This window comes from Paracoccaceae bacterium (assembly GCA_033344815.1).
Lineage (GTDB): Bacteria > Pseudomonadota > Alphaproteobacteria > Rhodobacterales > Rhodobacteraceae > Roseobacter.
Map to the genome: position 1 here is coordinate 925641 of JAWPMR010000001.1, position 15228 is coordinate 940868.

At 52.6% G+C, this 15228-nt stretch carries 12 protein-coding genes; 4 read left to right on the plus strand and 8 right to left on the minus strand.

Annotated elements, in window-relative coordinates:
* Positions 1-469 precede the first annotated feature (469 nt).
* Complete coding sequence (locus R8G34_04295) at positions 470-877, minus strand: hypothetical protein (protein MDW3222095.1); 408 nt, start codon at positions 875-877, stop codon at positions 470-472.
* Between the two features lie 458 nt (positions 878-1335).
* Here R8G34_04295 and R8G34_04300 point away from each other — a divergent pair, with 458 nt between their 5' ends.
* Positions 1336-2121 carry an HAD-IIB family hydrolase gene (locus tag R8G34_04300; GenBank protein ID MDW3222096.1) on the plus strand — a complete coding sequence of 262 codons (786 nt, stop codon included), beginning with the start codon at positions 1336-1338 and terminating at the stop codon, positions 2119-2121.
* A gap of 11 nt (positions 2122-2132) precedes the next feature.
* Positions 2133-3353 carry a glycosyl transferase gene (locus R8G34_04305; GenBank protein MDW3222097.1) on the plus strand — a complete coding sequence of 407 codons (1221 nt, stop codon included), beginning with the start codon at positions 2133-2135 and terminating at the stop codon, positions 3351-3353.
* Between the two features lie 3 nt (positions 3354-3356).
* On the opposite strand, the gene R8G34_04310 is transcribed toward R8G34_04305, so the two are convergent.
* The 6 genes from R8G34_04310 to R8G34_04335 form a co-directional block, all read right to left on the minus strand.
* Positions 3357-5105, minus strand: a complete 1749-nt coding sequence (locus R8G34_04310; GenBank protein ID MDW3222098.1) for an alpha-amylase family glycosyl hydrolase — start codon at positions 5103-5105, stop codon at positions 3357-3359.
* A gap of 505 nt (positions 5106-5610) precedes the next feature.
* Complete coding sequence (locus R8G34_04315; GenBank protein MDW3222099.1) at positions 5611-6339, minus strand: amino acid ABC transporter ATP-binding protein; 729 nt, start codon at positions 6337-6339, stop codon at positions 5611-5613.
* Entirely contained in the window at positions 6336-6992 is a 657-nt protein-coding gene (locus tag R8G34_04320) for an amino acid ABC transporter permease (protein ID MDW3222100.1), read from the minus strand. The genes R8G34_04315 and R8G34_04320 overlap by 4 nt, the downstream gene beginning before the upstream one ends.
* A gap of 3 nt (positions 6993-6995) precedes the next feature.
* On the minus strand, positions 6996-7715 hold the full coding sequence (locus R8G34_04325; GenBank protein ID MDW3222101.1) for an amino acid ABC transporter permease: 720 nt from the start codon (positions 7713-7715) through the stop codon (positions 6996-6998).
* Positions 7716-7787: 72 nt separating this feature from the next.
* Positions 7788-8654 carry an amino acid ABC transporter substrate-binding protein gene (locus R8G34_04330; GenBank protein ID MDW3222102.1) on the minus strand — a complete coding sequence of 289 codons (867 nt, stop codon included), beginning with the start codon at positions 8652-8654 and terminating at the stop codon, positions 7788-7790.
* A gap of 42 nt (positions 8655-8696) precedes the next feature.
* Positions 8697-9761 carry a D-cysteine desulfhydrase gene (locus tag R8G34_04335; protein MDW3222103.1) on the minus strand — a complete coding sequence of 355 codons (1065 nt, stop codon included), beginning with the start codon at positions 9759-9761 and terminating at the stop codon, positions 8697-8699.
* 122 nt (positions 9762-9883) lie between these two features.
* On the opposite strand from R8G34_04335, the gene R8G34_04340 reads away from it, so the two are divergent.
* Positions 9884-10792, plus strand: a complete 909-nt coding sequence (locus R8G34_04340; protein ID MDW3222104.1) for a LysR substrate-binding domain-containing protein — start codon at positions 9884-9886, stop codon at positions 10790-10792.
* Positions 10793-10902: 110 nt separating this feature from the next.
* Positions 10903-11511 (plus strand): hypothetical protein, encoded by a 609-nt coding sequence (locus R8G34_04345; protein ID MDW3222105.1) that lies wholly within the window; start codon positions 10903-10905, stop codon positions 11509-11511.
* A gap of 642 nt (positions 11512-12153) precedes the next feature.
* Here R8G34_04345 and R8G34_04350 read toward each other — a convergent pair.
* Entirely contained in the window at positions 12154-14796 is a 2643-nt protein-coding gene (locus R8G34_04350) for an EAL domain-containing protein (protein MDW3222106.1), read from the minus strand.
* Positions 14797-15228: the final 432 nt, after the last annotated feature.

Consider the following 15228-nt stretch of genomic DNA (forward strand, 5'->3'; position numbering starts at 1 on the left):
GTCTGGCAACGAGGTGTGACGCTCCATTGAGCACTGCTTCTTTGGAAATCCCAAGGGTACATCTTTCATGGCCTGGCAGATTTTGCACTCTGATCCACGGCGCCTGAGCCGTTTAAACTGAAACCATTGCTGTTTGAATCTCGCGTAAGCGCCTGGACTTAGATACCGTACACGCCGACCGTGGCGTCGCAATAACGGCTGTTTAAATGGTATCCTTGAATGGAAAACTACGTCCACGAACCGCGAATTCGGGGGCACTAGCCGGGGCTGGAGGCGGTCACATGGGGCGCCCTGACGGTTCAATGGGATGCACATTCTTTGATGGCGCCGCGCTCATGAGGGTCCGCACTCGGAGCTCAATCCCGTTTGTTCTTTCCTGAGCGTCCCGGGTCAATCAGGTGCTATCCTATTTCGCTGATGCTGGACCACAACCAAGCCTTCCGGGCGGTTTGAGTCAGCGGGGTGAGGCCTAAAAATCTTCGGCTTTCCTATGTCCCGCGCTCGCAGCGATTTGTTTCAATAATTCCACTGAGGAGACGGGAGCTCTGTCAGGCAGAACAGAACTCAACAGGACGCGCAGACGGGTCGCCTGATCCGCAATTTCGTCAAATGCGAGGCTCTGTTGCCGCGCCTGATCTTCCAGTTGCGAGACTTTCTCTGCGCTCAGCCTAATTTCTTCCTGCTGCAAAATCCACCCGGACAGAAGCATGGTTACGATGTCTTCCACGCTGAAAGCTTCATCCGCGACCAATTCCGTTAAAGATCCTGGCGGCAAGTGACCAATACCCGTAACACTGCGCACCTCTGCGAGCCGCTCTTCGGAGAGCTGGTCCGACAATCCGGCCACCAGTTCTTTTGCGTCGTTAAATTTTTTCATCACCATGTCCCCTTCAACACAAACTGTACCCGGCACGGCGCGCTAAACAAACGCTTTGGTTACTGACTGGTTAACGCTTCACAACAAAACGGATGTAAACATCTCCTAAAGAAAAATAATTCGATAGCTTACGTGGAACAGCCTCGCCGTTTCACCGTGCCTGTCACGACAGAAAGGCAAAATCGATTTAATAGGGTCACCTCATAGGGAAAAACACCAGTATCCAGGCGACATAGGGGCATTTTTTCAGATCGCACACGGGCGAGGGATTTCGACTTTTGGGCGACCTACCGGATACGAGCAGCAAACACAGGCAATGGCCGACGGAAACCCTCGGCAAGCGCCGCCAGCCGACATGCGTCGAACGGCTCAATTAAAAAGCAAATAAAATCATAGTGGCGGCGGTCCGAGGCACAGGTGCCTTGTGATCCATTCGCGCCTCGGACATAGTTGGTCCCATGTCGGCTAATTGCAATCTGATTGTCTTCACGGATCTGGATGGAACGCTGATCGATCACGAAACCTATCGGTGGGACGCGGCTCAACCAGCGTTGAATGCGCTTCAAGGCACTTCATCTGGTCTCGTGCTGGCGAGCAGCAAAACCGCTGCTGAAATGGGTCCTCTGCGCGCCAAGATGCGAGCAGAAAACTGGCCAGCGATTGTTGAAAACGGCGCTGGGGTGCTAGAGCCACACGTCACAATGCTGCAAGACTCGACTGGATACGAATCCCTGCGATCTGCCTTGGAGGATGTGCCGCCAAACCTGCGTCGCTTGTTTCGAGGGTTTGGCGATGTATCAGCCGCAGAAGTCGCGCAGATGACTGGTTTGACCCTGCAGGATGCCGCTCTGGCGCAACAGAGGGGTTTTTCAGAACCGGGTCAGTGGACTGGCACCCAGTCCGAACAAGAAGAGTTTCTGGCGCAGTTGGGAACTCATGGCATCTCAGCCCAACAAGGCGGACGCTTTTTGACCCTTTCGTTCGGTCGTAACAAAGTTGACCAGATGCGCCGCATTATTGAGACTTACCAACCGCGACACACAATTGCCCTTGGCGACGCACCAAACGATGTTGCGATGTTGGAGCACGCGGATTTTGCTGTGGTGATTGCCAATCCGCATCATCCGCCCCTTGCGCCCTTGAAACGGGAAGCGGAAGGTCACATCGTGCGCACAACTGTTGCTGGTCCTGCGGGATGGAATGTAGCGATACTTGATTTACTGGACCGACTTGAATTGAGATAGGACGGGCATGCATGGCTGACTTTCATCAGAACGGAAACATCACAACATTACACAACCTGCGAATCCGGTCTGTGGAAGAACTGGAAGATGAGTTGGTGGCCTTTGCCGGGACGCGGAAAATCTCGTTGATTTTGCCGTGCCTCTATTCAGAGCTTGAGGGCGAAGCCATGCCCCATATTCTGTCGGAACTTTCGAAAGTAACCTATCTCCACAGGATCATTGTCGGGCTGGATGCAGCGGATGCGGCGCAGTTTCGCCATGCAAAGCGATTTTTCCAGGGGCTCGATCAGAACCATATTGTCATCTGGAACGACAGCCCGCGCATGCTGGCTCTTGGTGCACGGCTTGAGGCCATGGGATTGGGACCCATCGAACAGGGAAAAGGCAAGAACGTCTGGGCGTCGCTGGGGTATCTGATCGGCTGCGCGGACAGTGCCGTCATGGCGATCCACGATTGCGATATCCTGACCTATGACAAAGAAATGCTCGCCCGTCTGGTCTATCCAATGGCGAATCCGAATTTCCCCTATCAGGTCGCCAAAGGGTACTATCCTCGTATCGGTGGTGGCAATTTGAATGGCCGGGTGACGCGGCTCTTGGTGAGCCCGCTGCTGATTGCGCTCAATCGCGTGTTGGGCAGCCGGGATTACATCGACTTTTTGCGCAGTTTTCGCTATCCCCTTTCGGGCGAATTTGCCATGCGCACAGCCATTTTGCCCGACCTGCGCATCCCGTCTGATTGGGGTCTCGAGATTGGTGTGTTGTCAGAAGCCTGGCGCAATCTTGCCCCAAAAGCGGTGTGTCAGGTCGAAATTTCGGATGCCTATGACCACAAGCATCAGGACCTGAGCGCGGATGAGTCCGATGCCGGGCTGAACCGGATGTCGACTGACATATGCAAAGCAGTTTTTCGCAAACTAGCAGCGGACGGCACTGTCTTTACGCCAAATGTCTTTCGCACGCTGAAAGCCACTTATTATCGCTGCGCCCTTGATCTGCTGGAAGCTTATTATACCGATGCCAAGATGAACGGGTTGAGCATTGACCGCCACACCGAAGAGCATTCAATCGAACTCTTTGCCGAAAACATAATGCGGGCCGGTCAGATCTTTCTGGATAACCCGCATGAGACACCGTTTATCCCGACATGGAACCGCGTGCATGCAGCGGATCCAACATTTCTTGCCGATATGACGGCAGCTGCCAAAGCAGATGAAGCGGAGTATCAGTAAAGCTCAAGCCCGATTGGTAATCCATCGGCATTGATAAGGCGCAAGCGTAATTGCATCCCGTGTCATATCGATTGCGTCCCCGCTCAACACGTCGACCCATGTTTCATCGTCAATCAAATTCATCGACATATGCGACACGTCGACTGCTTGATCGCTGACGTTGTGCAGCGCAAAAATAGACTGATGGCGATCGAGACTCTGACGCCAGACGCCAAAAATACCATCACTGAGCGGCATGGTGAATTGCGTGGCATTCGGGTGAAACGCGGGTTGCTTGGCCCTGATGCGCAGGCGCTCGGACAACGCCGCCAGAACCCGGGCGTGTTGCGTTTCCGGATCATCCAGTAGCGCGTTCAGCGTGGGATAATCCCAGCGATGCCTGTTGATGGCCCGGTTCATCCCGCGATATTCGACCTGTTCGTGATCATTTGGCGTAGCCAACATTGAGTGAATGTAAAAGGCTGGAATGCCTTCGAGCGACATCACAATGGTCTGTGAGCAGATGAAACGGTCAAAGTGGTGCGCGTCCTTGCCGGCAAAGGTCTGACCCGTCGCTTCATAAAAGGTAGTGTTGATCTCGTAGGGGGCCTCCCCGCCGCCGGGCAATGCGCGCATGGACACAAGGCCGCCGATGTTCTTGATGGTGTCAATCATTTTGGCCTGTTCTTCGGGCGGCAAAATCCCTTCGACCGGACGCATCCCAATCCCATCATGGCTTGCGGTGAAATTCAGATATGCGCAGCCCATTTGCGCGGGCGGCATACCGCTTTGCCAACGCCGAAGGTAGTGAGACGACCCTGACATCACAGCATGCAGGATCAACGGCGGCAGCGGGAAATTATAAATGGCGTGGGCTTCATTGCGCTTGCCAAAATAGCTCAGGTTTTCCGCCTTGGGCACATTGGTTTCGGTCAACAAGATAATCGTTTCAGCGGCATAGTCGCACAAAAGCCGCATCAGTTGCACAACGGCGTGGGTCTGGGGCAGATGGATCGAAGATGTCCCAACTTCTTTCCAAAGAAACGCAACGGCATCCAGGCGAATGATCTGCACGCCATTATCCACATGCAGGCGGATGATGCGCAGGAACTCCAGCAAGACTTCCGGATTGCGAAAATCCAGATCAATCTGATCGTGACTGAAGGTACACCAGACATGGCGCGGCCCATTGATGGTCTCGACTTCGCGCAACAAAGGTGTTGTTCGGGGTCGGACAACATCGCTGAGATCATCATCGGGAGAGGCTTCAAAAAAGAACTTGTCATAGGGCGTTTGTGCCTGCCGGTAGCTGTTGAACCACGTGCCCTGACTTGAGACATGGTTCAGCACCAGATCAGACATCAGGTGGAAATCACCGCTGATCCGGTTGATGTCAGGCCAATCGCCAAGCTGCGGATTGACCGCACGAAAATCGGATACCGCAAACCCATCATCAGAGGTGAAAGGAAAGAACGGCAGGATATGCACGCCGTTCACCACACCCTTCATGCGCCGCAGCAAAAAATCGTGAAGCAGGTCGAGCGGCTTGTGCGTCCCATCCAAAATCGAATTGCCGTAAGTGATCAGTAGTGCATCCTGCTCAGTCCACAGATTGTTGCTCGGCAAGCGGCCGCGTTTACGTCGCTTGGCGCCATCAGGCCAGAACGCATCAATCATCGCGTTCGACAGCATTTCTGCATCCATATGCGGGTAAATCTGGCGCGTAAGTGCCTTGAGCCGTGCGCTGAATGAATTTTCTTTGGTCTTTTGCATGCCTGATTAGGATCCGTTACTATGTTAAGTGCAAGACAGCATTCAAATATTCGCTGACACTGGCTCGAAAAAAGCACCCAACTTACTCAAATACAATGATTGTTAACTGAAGTTGCACAGTCTTTAAACAATCGGCACCCGTTTTTTGAAACCACGAGCCAGCGTCACAGTTTTGTACTTTTGCGCGCAAAGACGGCCTGCCGACGAAAAGAAGGCGCGCAAAACCGAAGAGGTTTGAAAATTGGACGTCTGGTTGCTGGTAGACACCGACCGCCAATTTTGAATCCGGTTTGGCAAAGAAAGCCAAATGGACAAGAAACGAGTGTTGAAACCAATGTGAATGGAACTGTCTGCACCCGGATTTTGCCGGAAGGCACGCCGCAAAAGGTTCTGATAAAGTCGGGGCGCGCTTTGCATGATTCCAGTCGCAAAGCGTTGAGTCCTGGGACATAACGTCGAAAACATACTCAGAGACTGATGCGGGCTAATCGACCTCTTTTGCCGCCTAGTGGTTTAATATCTTCGACAGGAAGTCCTTTGCGCGATCGCTTTCCGGATTATCAAAGAAATCCGTCGTGGGACGGTCTTCGATTATGGCACCCTCATCCATGAAAATCACGCGATCCGCGACTTTTCGCGCGAAACCCATTTCGTGGGTGACAACCATCATGGTCATGCCTTCTTGCGCAAGTTCGACCATCACATCTAACACTTCTTTGATCATTTCCGGATCGAGTGCGGATGTTGGTTCGTCAAACAGCATCGCAATCGGGTCCATCGCCAATGACCGCGCAATCGCGATCCGCTGCTGCTGACCGCCAGACAATTGACTCGGGTACTTATGTGAATGTTCGCCCATACCAACCCGGTCGAGCAATTTTTCAGACCGCGAAACAGCCTCATCGCGCCCGCGTTTGAGTACTTTTTCCTGAGCAAGGCACAGATTTTCCAAAACGGTCATATGCGGGTAAAGTTCAAAATGCTGGAAAACCATCCCAATGCGCGACCGCAAATTGGTCAGATTCGCACCCTTTGCCGTCACCTCATTTTCATCGACCGTGATCGTGCCCTCCTGGACGGGTTCGAGCCCGTTCACACACTTGATGAGCGTCGATTTGCCGGAACCGGAGGGGCCACAGACCACCACTACTTCGCCCTTGGTGACCTGCGTGTTGCAGTTGCTCAGCACCTGAAAGTCACCATACCACTTGGAAACGTCGCTCATTTTAATCATGTGGCCATCCGGGATTTGAGGCTTCTCACCAGCATCGAACCGGAGAAGCAAATGATGAAGTAAACGACAGCAGCAAAGAGATACATTTCCACCAGCCGCCCTTCTGTGCGCGCAACGATTGATGACGCTGTCATGAAGTCGCGCAGGCTGACCACAAAGACCAGCGATGTATCCTGAAACAGAATGATGCCTTGGGTCACTAGGATTGGGATCATATTGCGAAAGGCTTGCGGCAAAACCACGTAGCGTTGAATTTGCCAGTAATTCAGGCCCGTAGACTGGCCTGCATGGACCTGCCCGCGCTTAACGCTTTGAATGCCTGCGCGCATGATTTCCGAGTAATATGCCGCCTCAAAAAGTACGAAGGCGATCAAGGCAGAATAAAAACTGCCAATCGGGCGACCAATAGCAAGCGGGACCAGAAAGAAGAACCAGAAGATCACCAATATCAACGGTACGGAACGGATGAGATTTACGTAAGTCGCCGCAACAATGGCCAGCGGTTTGATCCCCGACAGGCGTGCAAGCGCCAGAAGGGTCCCGAGGAAAATCCCGCCGATGATCGACAGGAACGTCAGCCAGAGACTGAGTTGCAAACCCTGCCAGAGGAAGGGCAGCGACGTCCAGATGATCCCAAAGTCAAAATCTGCCATGCCTCAGCCCTCCTTTCCGACGTAACCCGGAATGCGGGTGTATTTTTCCAGAATTTGCATCAGCAGCGTCGCAACCAACGCGATGGAAACGTAAATGACAGTCGCCGCGGTGAAGGCTTCAAAGCCTTGGAAAGTATACTCTGCGATCTGCTGACTTTGCGCCGTCAATTCCAGCAACCCAATGGTCAGTGCCAGTGAAGAGTTTTTGAAGACGGTCAGAAATTCAGACGTCAGAGGCGGTACGATCATCCGGAAAGAGATCGGCAGCAACACGTAGCGATACGTTTGCCCGACACTCAAACCGTGGGCGGTTGCGGCGGCCGTCAACCCCGGCGGCACCGTTTCAATACCAGCTCGTACCTGCTCGGCAATACGTGACGCAGTATAGAGCCCAAGCGCAACGACGGCGGTGACAAATTCAGGGTTGGGCATGTCGCGCTTCATCCAGCGCCCCCACTCCTGCGGCAGCATTTCCGGGACAGCAAAATACCAGATGAACATCTGCACAAGGAGTGGCACGTTGCGGAAAATTTCGACGTAGGTGGCACAGATTGCGCGGACTACTTTGTTGGGAACGGTCTTGCCGACACCAACCAGGGCCCCCAGAACAATCGCGATACACCAGGCGCAAAGGGCCACAGATATCGTCCAGCCAAAACCACTGATCAACCAGCTAAGATATTGTTCCTCAAAGAGTACTGACCAGTTCCAGTTATAGTTCATTCGCCCCAGCCCCGCATGTCAGCTTTGCACTCCCGGGCCACATCAGATGTCGCCCGGGATTAGGTCAGCAAATTATTCAGGCAGAGCACCCAAAAGGAACGCGGCCTGCAGCAGTGGATCCGCTGGCACGCCCAATGGGTCAAACCATTTGGAATAAATCGCGTTGATTTCACCGGAGCGGAAGACTTCTGCTATCGCTTTCTTGCCTACCAGTTCAAATGCACTGTCATCACGACGCACCATCAAGGCATATGGGTCAAAAGACAGGAAATCGCCGACCACGACGAAATCATCAGGTGATTTCGACTTTGAAATCAGACCATGCAGCAGAATGTGATCGGTCGCATAGACATCCACCCGGTCGGTTTCCAGAGACAGCATACCTTCTGCATGATCGCGCACGGGCAGAACCTTGACGTCCAACCCAAGTTTGTCGACGGCTGCCAAAACGGCGCGCTCGTTGGTGGTGCCTTGCGCCAGCGCAACGGCCTTCCCATCAAGATCCGACACCGACGAAATGCCGCTATCCTTGCGCACCATCAGTTTTGTGCCCGTCACGAAAGTTACCGGCAAATATTCAACCTGTTGTTGACGTGTCAGGTTGTTGGTCGTGGACCCACACTCCAGATCAATGGTGCCATTGGCCATCAACGCGATGCGTGTTTTTGGGTTCACTGGTACGTATTTGATCGTCAGTTCCTTGCCAACTTCGGCAGCAACCGCGTCAACGATCTTCATGCAAAGGTCGATCGAATAGCCAACCGGGTTTTGATTTTCGTCCAGATAGGAAAAGGGGACGGAGCTTTCACGGTGCCCGATCACAATTTCGCCGCTTTCGGCGATTTTGGCCAGCGTGCCGCCGTGCCCATCGGCCAGCGCAATAGGTGCCGACATCCCCAGCACCAGTGATGCAGCCGCGATTTTGGTCATTATTGACATTGAGTTTCTCCTTGCTGATTGGAATTTGTAAGTTGCGTAAAATTAACGATAGCCCGGCAAATCGAATGCTTCGGGATATCCAAACAAGGCGACGCTGCCGCCCGTATGCAGGAAGACCACATCGTTCATGCCGTCAAAGTAACCCTTTTTAATCTGATCCATCAGCCCATCGAGACCTTTGCCTGAATAGACCGGATCAAACAAAAGCCCTTCAGTGCGGGCCAAGAGTTTGACGGCGTTCACCATTCCTTCGGTCGGGACACCGTAGCCCCCGCCAACATAGTCGCAATTTGCCCGGACATCTGAACGTTCGATGACCACGTTTTGGTCAAAATGGGTTGCTGTGCGCTGCGCCAGATCAAACACCATTTGCTCTTGTTTCTCTTTGGGCGCACGCACTCCGATGCCAAGCAGATGAACGGAACTGCGAATCGCTGACAGCCCCGCGACCAGACCCGCCTGCGTGCCTGAACTTCCGGTCGCATGGACAAGCGCGTCGATTTCAAGACCCATGTCTGCGGCCTGTTCCGTCAATTCGCGCGCGCAGTTTACATAGCCCAATGCGCCAACTTCATTGGATCCCCCACCGGGGATGACATAAGGCGTTTTCCCTTTTTCGCGCAGCGTCTCAGCAAGCGATGCCATTTCCGCGTTCATGTCTGTACCACCGGCGCGCTTGGAGATGCTCGCCCCATGCAACTGATCCAGAAGCACATTACCGTTGAATGTATAACTTTGATCATTTGACCCCGTTCGGTCTTCAAGCAGAATGTGGCAATCCATGCCCAGTTTCACCGAAGCCGCTGCGGTTTGACGGGCATGGTTTGATTGTGTTGCACCTTGTGTGATGATCACGTCCGCACCCTTGGCCTGCGCGTCAGCCATGAGGTATTCCAACTTGCGGGTTTTATTGCCGCCGGATGAAAGCCCGGTACAGTCATCGCGCTTCACCCATAGTCTCGGTCCGCCAAGGTGCTCGCTCAGGCGGTCCATCGGTTCAAGCGGCGTTGGCAAGTGACCAAAACGAACCCGCGGAAACTGTGAAAGCATAACTGACAGCTGTTTGCACAGACTCACCGATATTTCAGCAGCCTCATCGACAATCATGGTCATTTTGCGAAGGTCCTTATTAGTGTTTCCCAAAGACTGACCGATTCACAAAATTATGGAAAATGCTTTCTCTTCTGCCTGCCCAAACTTAAAGTATGGGCAGGCAGAAGGACCCTCATATGGATATGCAATGGCTTGATGACGTTCTGCTCCTGTTGGAAGAGCGCAACCTGACCCGCGCGGCAGCCCGCCGCAATATTACGCAACCCGCTTTCTCAAGGCGCATCCGCGCTTTTGAAAACTGGTTGGAGACGGGCATTCTGGAACGTGGCAAAAACAGTATCGAAATCAGCCCCGCTCTGATTGAAAATGAGACTGAAATACGCGCTTTGATGGCGCGACTGCGCGAATTGAAAAGCAAAATAGCCAATGCGGATCAATCCAGTGCCACCATCACAATCGCCGCCCAGCATGCCCCGATATTTTCCTCCTTTCCAAGCATGGCCGCACTGGCACATAAAAGGCTTCCCTCGCTCAAATTCAGACTTCGCGCCGGAAATCAGCGAGAAAGCGCTACGCTTTTTCTTCGCGGGGATGCGGAAATATTGCTTTGCTATGAGGGGCTTGGGGCATCCCCCTTGCCTTTTGATTCCATCATTCGGCGAGGGATCTGGGGAAAGGATCGTTTGGTTCCGGTCGCCGGGGGATCGTTGCGATATAGCGTCTCAAAGGACGAGCGCGTGCCAGAAGACACCCCGGCCATCGTATACCCTGAGACCAGCTACTTTGGTGAAATCCTTCGGGACAAGCAGCGACAGTTTGGCGCGCGCGCGTTCACAGCAAACCCTTTTTGCGAATCCGCTTTTTCCAGCGGTATAAAGGAAATGGTTCTGAAGGGGCTGGGCATCGGCTGGTTACCTGTGAGCATGGCCAACAAGGAAATCGAAAGCGGCGAGCTTGTTTCTCTGTCAAAGACCTATGGCTCGGAAAGCCTTGAAATCGCGCTTTATGCAAGTTCAAAAAATGACATCGCAGATGCGCTGCTCGATATTTGGAGCGAAGACAGGAGCGCCACTTTGCAGGATTGAAAACGCCCGCCGCCGGACAGCCCATGATGTGATGCGGCCCATCAGATGGAACCGTCGCAGCCGCAGTACCCGCAACAGTCAATCCCGGTCATGAACAGGGGCGATCCTTAATGAAACTGTTTGCGGGGCTGGACCCGGACTTCAACAGGATGGCGATGTTTGGTCTTTATGACCATGACATTGTCGTTCGTAATGGGCTGCTGGTATCCGAACCAACCGCAGTACTGGATGGGCTGATAAAGTCGGCTGTGGCATGTCGCTTTCCCGATCTGGAGGGCCGCCCACTATCAGAATGGCAAATGGGCGTATCTCAAAAGACGCGGTGTATGCTGCGGTCTTTTTCCACGTGGCACAGTTGGACAGATCGCAATGAAGCGTATGGTGTCGCGATGATGGTGCGTCTCCGAAACTTCAAAAGCGATGGCATGCGGCTAGCAGGGTGCATTCGGTTGGCACGAGCTAGGTCACGGGCTCGCAGAAACGGCGTGCTGCAAATGCCTGATGTATGCAACTTGGAAGGGGTTCTGATCGCCAAAAACAATTGTTGCCGTTGCGTGAGGCATCCGCATGATCATTTATCGCACATTATGATTGGCGAAGCCTTCCCGTGGCAATCCCCAATAGATGCGCACTTTTTTCAACCAAGCCAATCCGTCATCCGTCAAGCTCCCGGCAGTAAGGGTCAGTCTGCTTCGATCTCTGTGCCGATGGGTTCGTAACTATTTTTGTGTCACCCGGAAGACGTACTACACGCATCGACAATCATGTGCCTAAGACGATTATGGTGCGCATTTGCAACTCAAGACAAAAGTCTGCCGCAGATGGACAGGAAGGGGCAATACAAGCCAACATTGGCGAGTTTTTGAGCCCAACTTTGAGCAACGGCGAAATGGATTTGAAGCGCCAATACCGTGCCAATCGTAAAGAAACCCAAGCGAACGTCTTTTGAAGTGTACTCATGAAAACATAAGGAATCCGATTCAGGCAAAATCTAACGCGTGAAAGCTATTAGTGAAATCCCTGTTAACAGTTGCGCCCAAGCCAGGCGACTGTGTCCTGAAAGTGACCAACACTAAGGGCGCCGTTCAATGCGGCAACTATTTTCTGGCCTGCGCAGAGCCACTAATAACGTGTGGCTAATCAGCCCCTCGAACCCAAGATCGGCACGCTCGTAAATTCGTATAGGCTCAAATTTCAAATAGAGGCGGTGCGTGGGCAGAGTCAATTTGATGGCATTAAATCGCGCGCACCTAATCGCAAATGTCTTTGAAAAGAAATCGTCCGCCGACGCAAAAAATGGACCTGCCCAAACGATTTGGCACATACTTTCAAAAGAATCATCTATCGAAAAATGCTTCATTTCATGGCTCATTAAAGCGCGACATCTGTCCATTTTTGCGAATACCAGCGCGCTTGCCGAACTTTTCCACTTTGATGCCATGGTCCATTTTTAATGCTTGGTTTTCAGGATTGTGCGCGTTCAGATAGGTAACCGCACCTGTTAACGTCATAGGGCTTGAAAAGTAATATCCTTGCAGCCGATCACATCCGACGTCTGCCAACAGCCTGGCTTGTTCTTGCGTCTCGACGCCTTCGGCAGTCACGCCCATTTGCAACGCGTGGCCGATTTCAACAATAGACTGCAGCAGGCGAAGCCCACCTTCACTTTCGGTGATCGGGGCGACAAGACGGCGATCAATTTTCAACCTATCCGGACCAATGCGTTGCAGCGCCACGACAGATGCGCGACCACTCCCGAAATCATCAATTTCAATGGAGAGCCCCAAGTCGCGGAATTGGTCAAGTTTCCAGAAAAACGCTTGGTCTTCCTCTTCCAGAAAAATCGTTTCCAACAGTTCAAAAGTAATCGCGCCAGGGTAGGTTTGGACATGTTTCTTAATGTCGCCGATCTCATGATCATTCACCCGGACGGCGCTCACATTGAAGGACAACGAGGGCAAGTTTTCCAGTCCGGCAAAAGCGTTTGTGCAATCTTTGATTGCATTTTCGAAGATCACTTTGTCGATATCAGCCACGACATCGAGATCGGTTGCTACAGGCAAAAACACCGCGGGCGCGAGGATGCCTCGCAGTGGGTGGTTCCAACGCGCCAGAACTTCCATTCCCACAACCATTCCGGTTTCCACATCAATCTGAGGCTGGTAAAACGGCACAAATTCATTTTGCTCAATTCCTCGCAATACGTCGTCAGCAAGCGCTTTGTGAAGACGCGCTCGCTCCAGATCGTTGCGATCAAAGACAGCCAGGCGCCCGCGCCCCGAACTCTTGGCTTTGTAAAGTGCAATGTCAGAGTTGGTCAGGAGATCATCAACTCCGGTGACCGGCGTGGTGGCTATGCCAATCGAGACCCCAAACCGACACTCTTTGCCCTCAAAATCAGTTGGTCTTGCCAGATCTGCGAGCAATTGCCGTGCCAACGTTTGTGGACGCTCGCGTCCTGTAGTCACGTAAATTAAAACGACAAACTCGTCGCCCCCGATGCGGCTGACAACTTCGTCGGACATGACACGATCCCGAATGCGCGTGGAGACGTCCAAAAGCACTTTGTCCCCGGCGGCATGTCCCATAGTGTCGTTTATCTGCTTGAAACGATCCAGATCGATGTGGAGAGCTGCGATCTCGCCGCCCTCTTTTTTGCGCCGCTCTTCGAATTCTCTGAATTTTCGGTTGAGCAACCGCCTGTTACCCAGACCGGTGAGATCATCGTGCGTTGCTTGAAGGTAAATTTCCTGGTTCGCCAATTCCAGTTTTTGGGCATATTTTTCAACCGCGCGGCGCTGTCGTACAAGCTCCGTTGTATCAAGTCTGACGATTACCAGATCACCGTTCGCCACTCTCGATCTTAAAAGCCGGTGGTGGATGTCCCCAGCTAGTTCCAAATCCTGGACAGGCTGGATTAAGCTCATTTCCTGATGCGCGTCCGACATCCATTCTTCTTCCCGTCCTGCTGCATCGGCGAATTTACCAGCGCGTATGGCAATGCGAGCCACCTCGGTTCGGTGCATGCCGACTTCTATCGCCTCAGAGCCGTCGGACATGGAGGCGCGATACGCGTCATTCCAGACCACAATACAATCCTCTGAATCATAAATTACAAAGGGGTATGGATAGGCATTGAGCGCGGCAATCAATCGGGCCTGTGCATCTTCCGCCGCACGTTTTTGCCGGACGAGTTCTGTTGAGTTGAGCCGAATAACGACATAGTCGCCATGGCGCGAACGATAGCGAAACAAGCGGTGGTGAATGTCATCCTTGAGTTCAACATCCTGAGTGTTTCGTTCCAGCGTATTTTGCGACAGGATGCTTTCGATCCAGTCCCTTTCTCGGCCATGGGCTTCAGGGTGGCGTCCATTCTCAACTGCAACCGACAGAACCTCCCCCAACAACATCCCGCACTTCAGATCAGAAGGCGTGTCTGTCATGGAGGCGGCATAAGCCGCATTCCAGTTTACCAACCTGAGATTTTCGTCGTAAATAACAAACGGATCCGGATACGCATTGAGAGCAGAGGTCATTCGCGCACTGTTGCGGAGGGCATCATCGCGTTCGCGCTTTAGTTTGGGCAAATCGGTATCTTGCAATTCGAGCCGTTCAGAGGGTGTCAAGGACGCTGTGTGACAGCGTTTTATCATTGCGCAGACGTAGGATTCATCGTCCACCAGCCCGCTTTGTACTTGCAGAGAAACCTCAACCGGTATTCTAGTACCGTCTGATCGGATGACAAACATGTCGTTCTGAATTTGCTCTGGACCCTCGCAAACATCGCCAATGCCGGCCGCATTCAGATCGAAATCCATCTCTCCCTCAAGAAAAGAACCCATGCTTTGTCCGCTTATTGTATCAACAACTCGACCGGACAGACTGGCAAAGGCGTCGTTGACATAAACGACGCGCGTCTCGGTTGCACCATCAGTTAGAAGGCCAATCACCACAGCGTCGCCGCTGCGATCCAAACAGCTCGATTTCAGAGCCTCGATTGACATCATCACCTCAAATCCGCGCACGCGTTCGGGGCAACTGAAGCACTGAACACCAGGTATGCAATGGCTGTTGGCACCAGCCACCGCGGCAAATCAATTCTCAAAACTCAGAAGACTAACGAGTTGTTGCACTGATTTGCAGGACTGAAATACACTAGCAGGTGATAAGAAAATATTGATGCACGGCTGCTTTCGAGGAAAGAAAAATTGCTGATTAAGGCCGAAGAAAATGAAGCGTTGGAGTGTAACAGAAGAAAGAAACGCAACAGATTTAAGTGCGCCGTCCAAAGACCTTGCTCGAAACCTGTTTTCTTTTTTGATATCCGAACTTAATTCTGCATCGGGGTTCAAAAAGTCATTTGTATAAATGCACAGTTTCAAAGATGTTGTGCCGCGTTTAGCTCACGTACTCCTAGAAACCATACGCATTTGTTC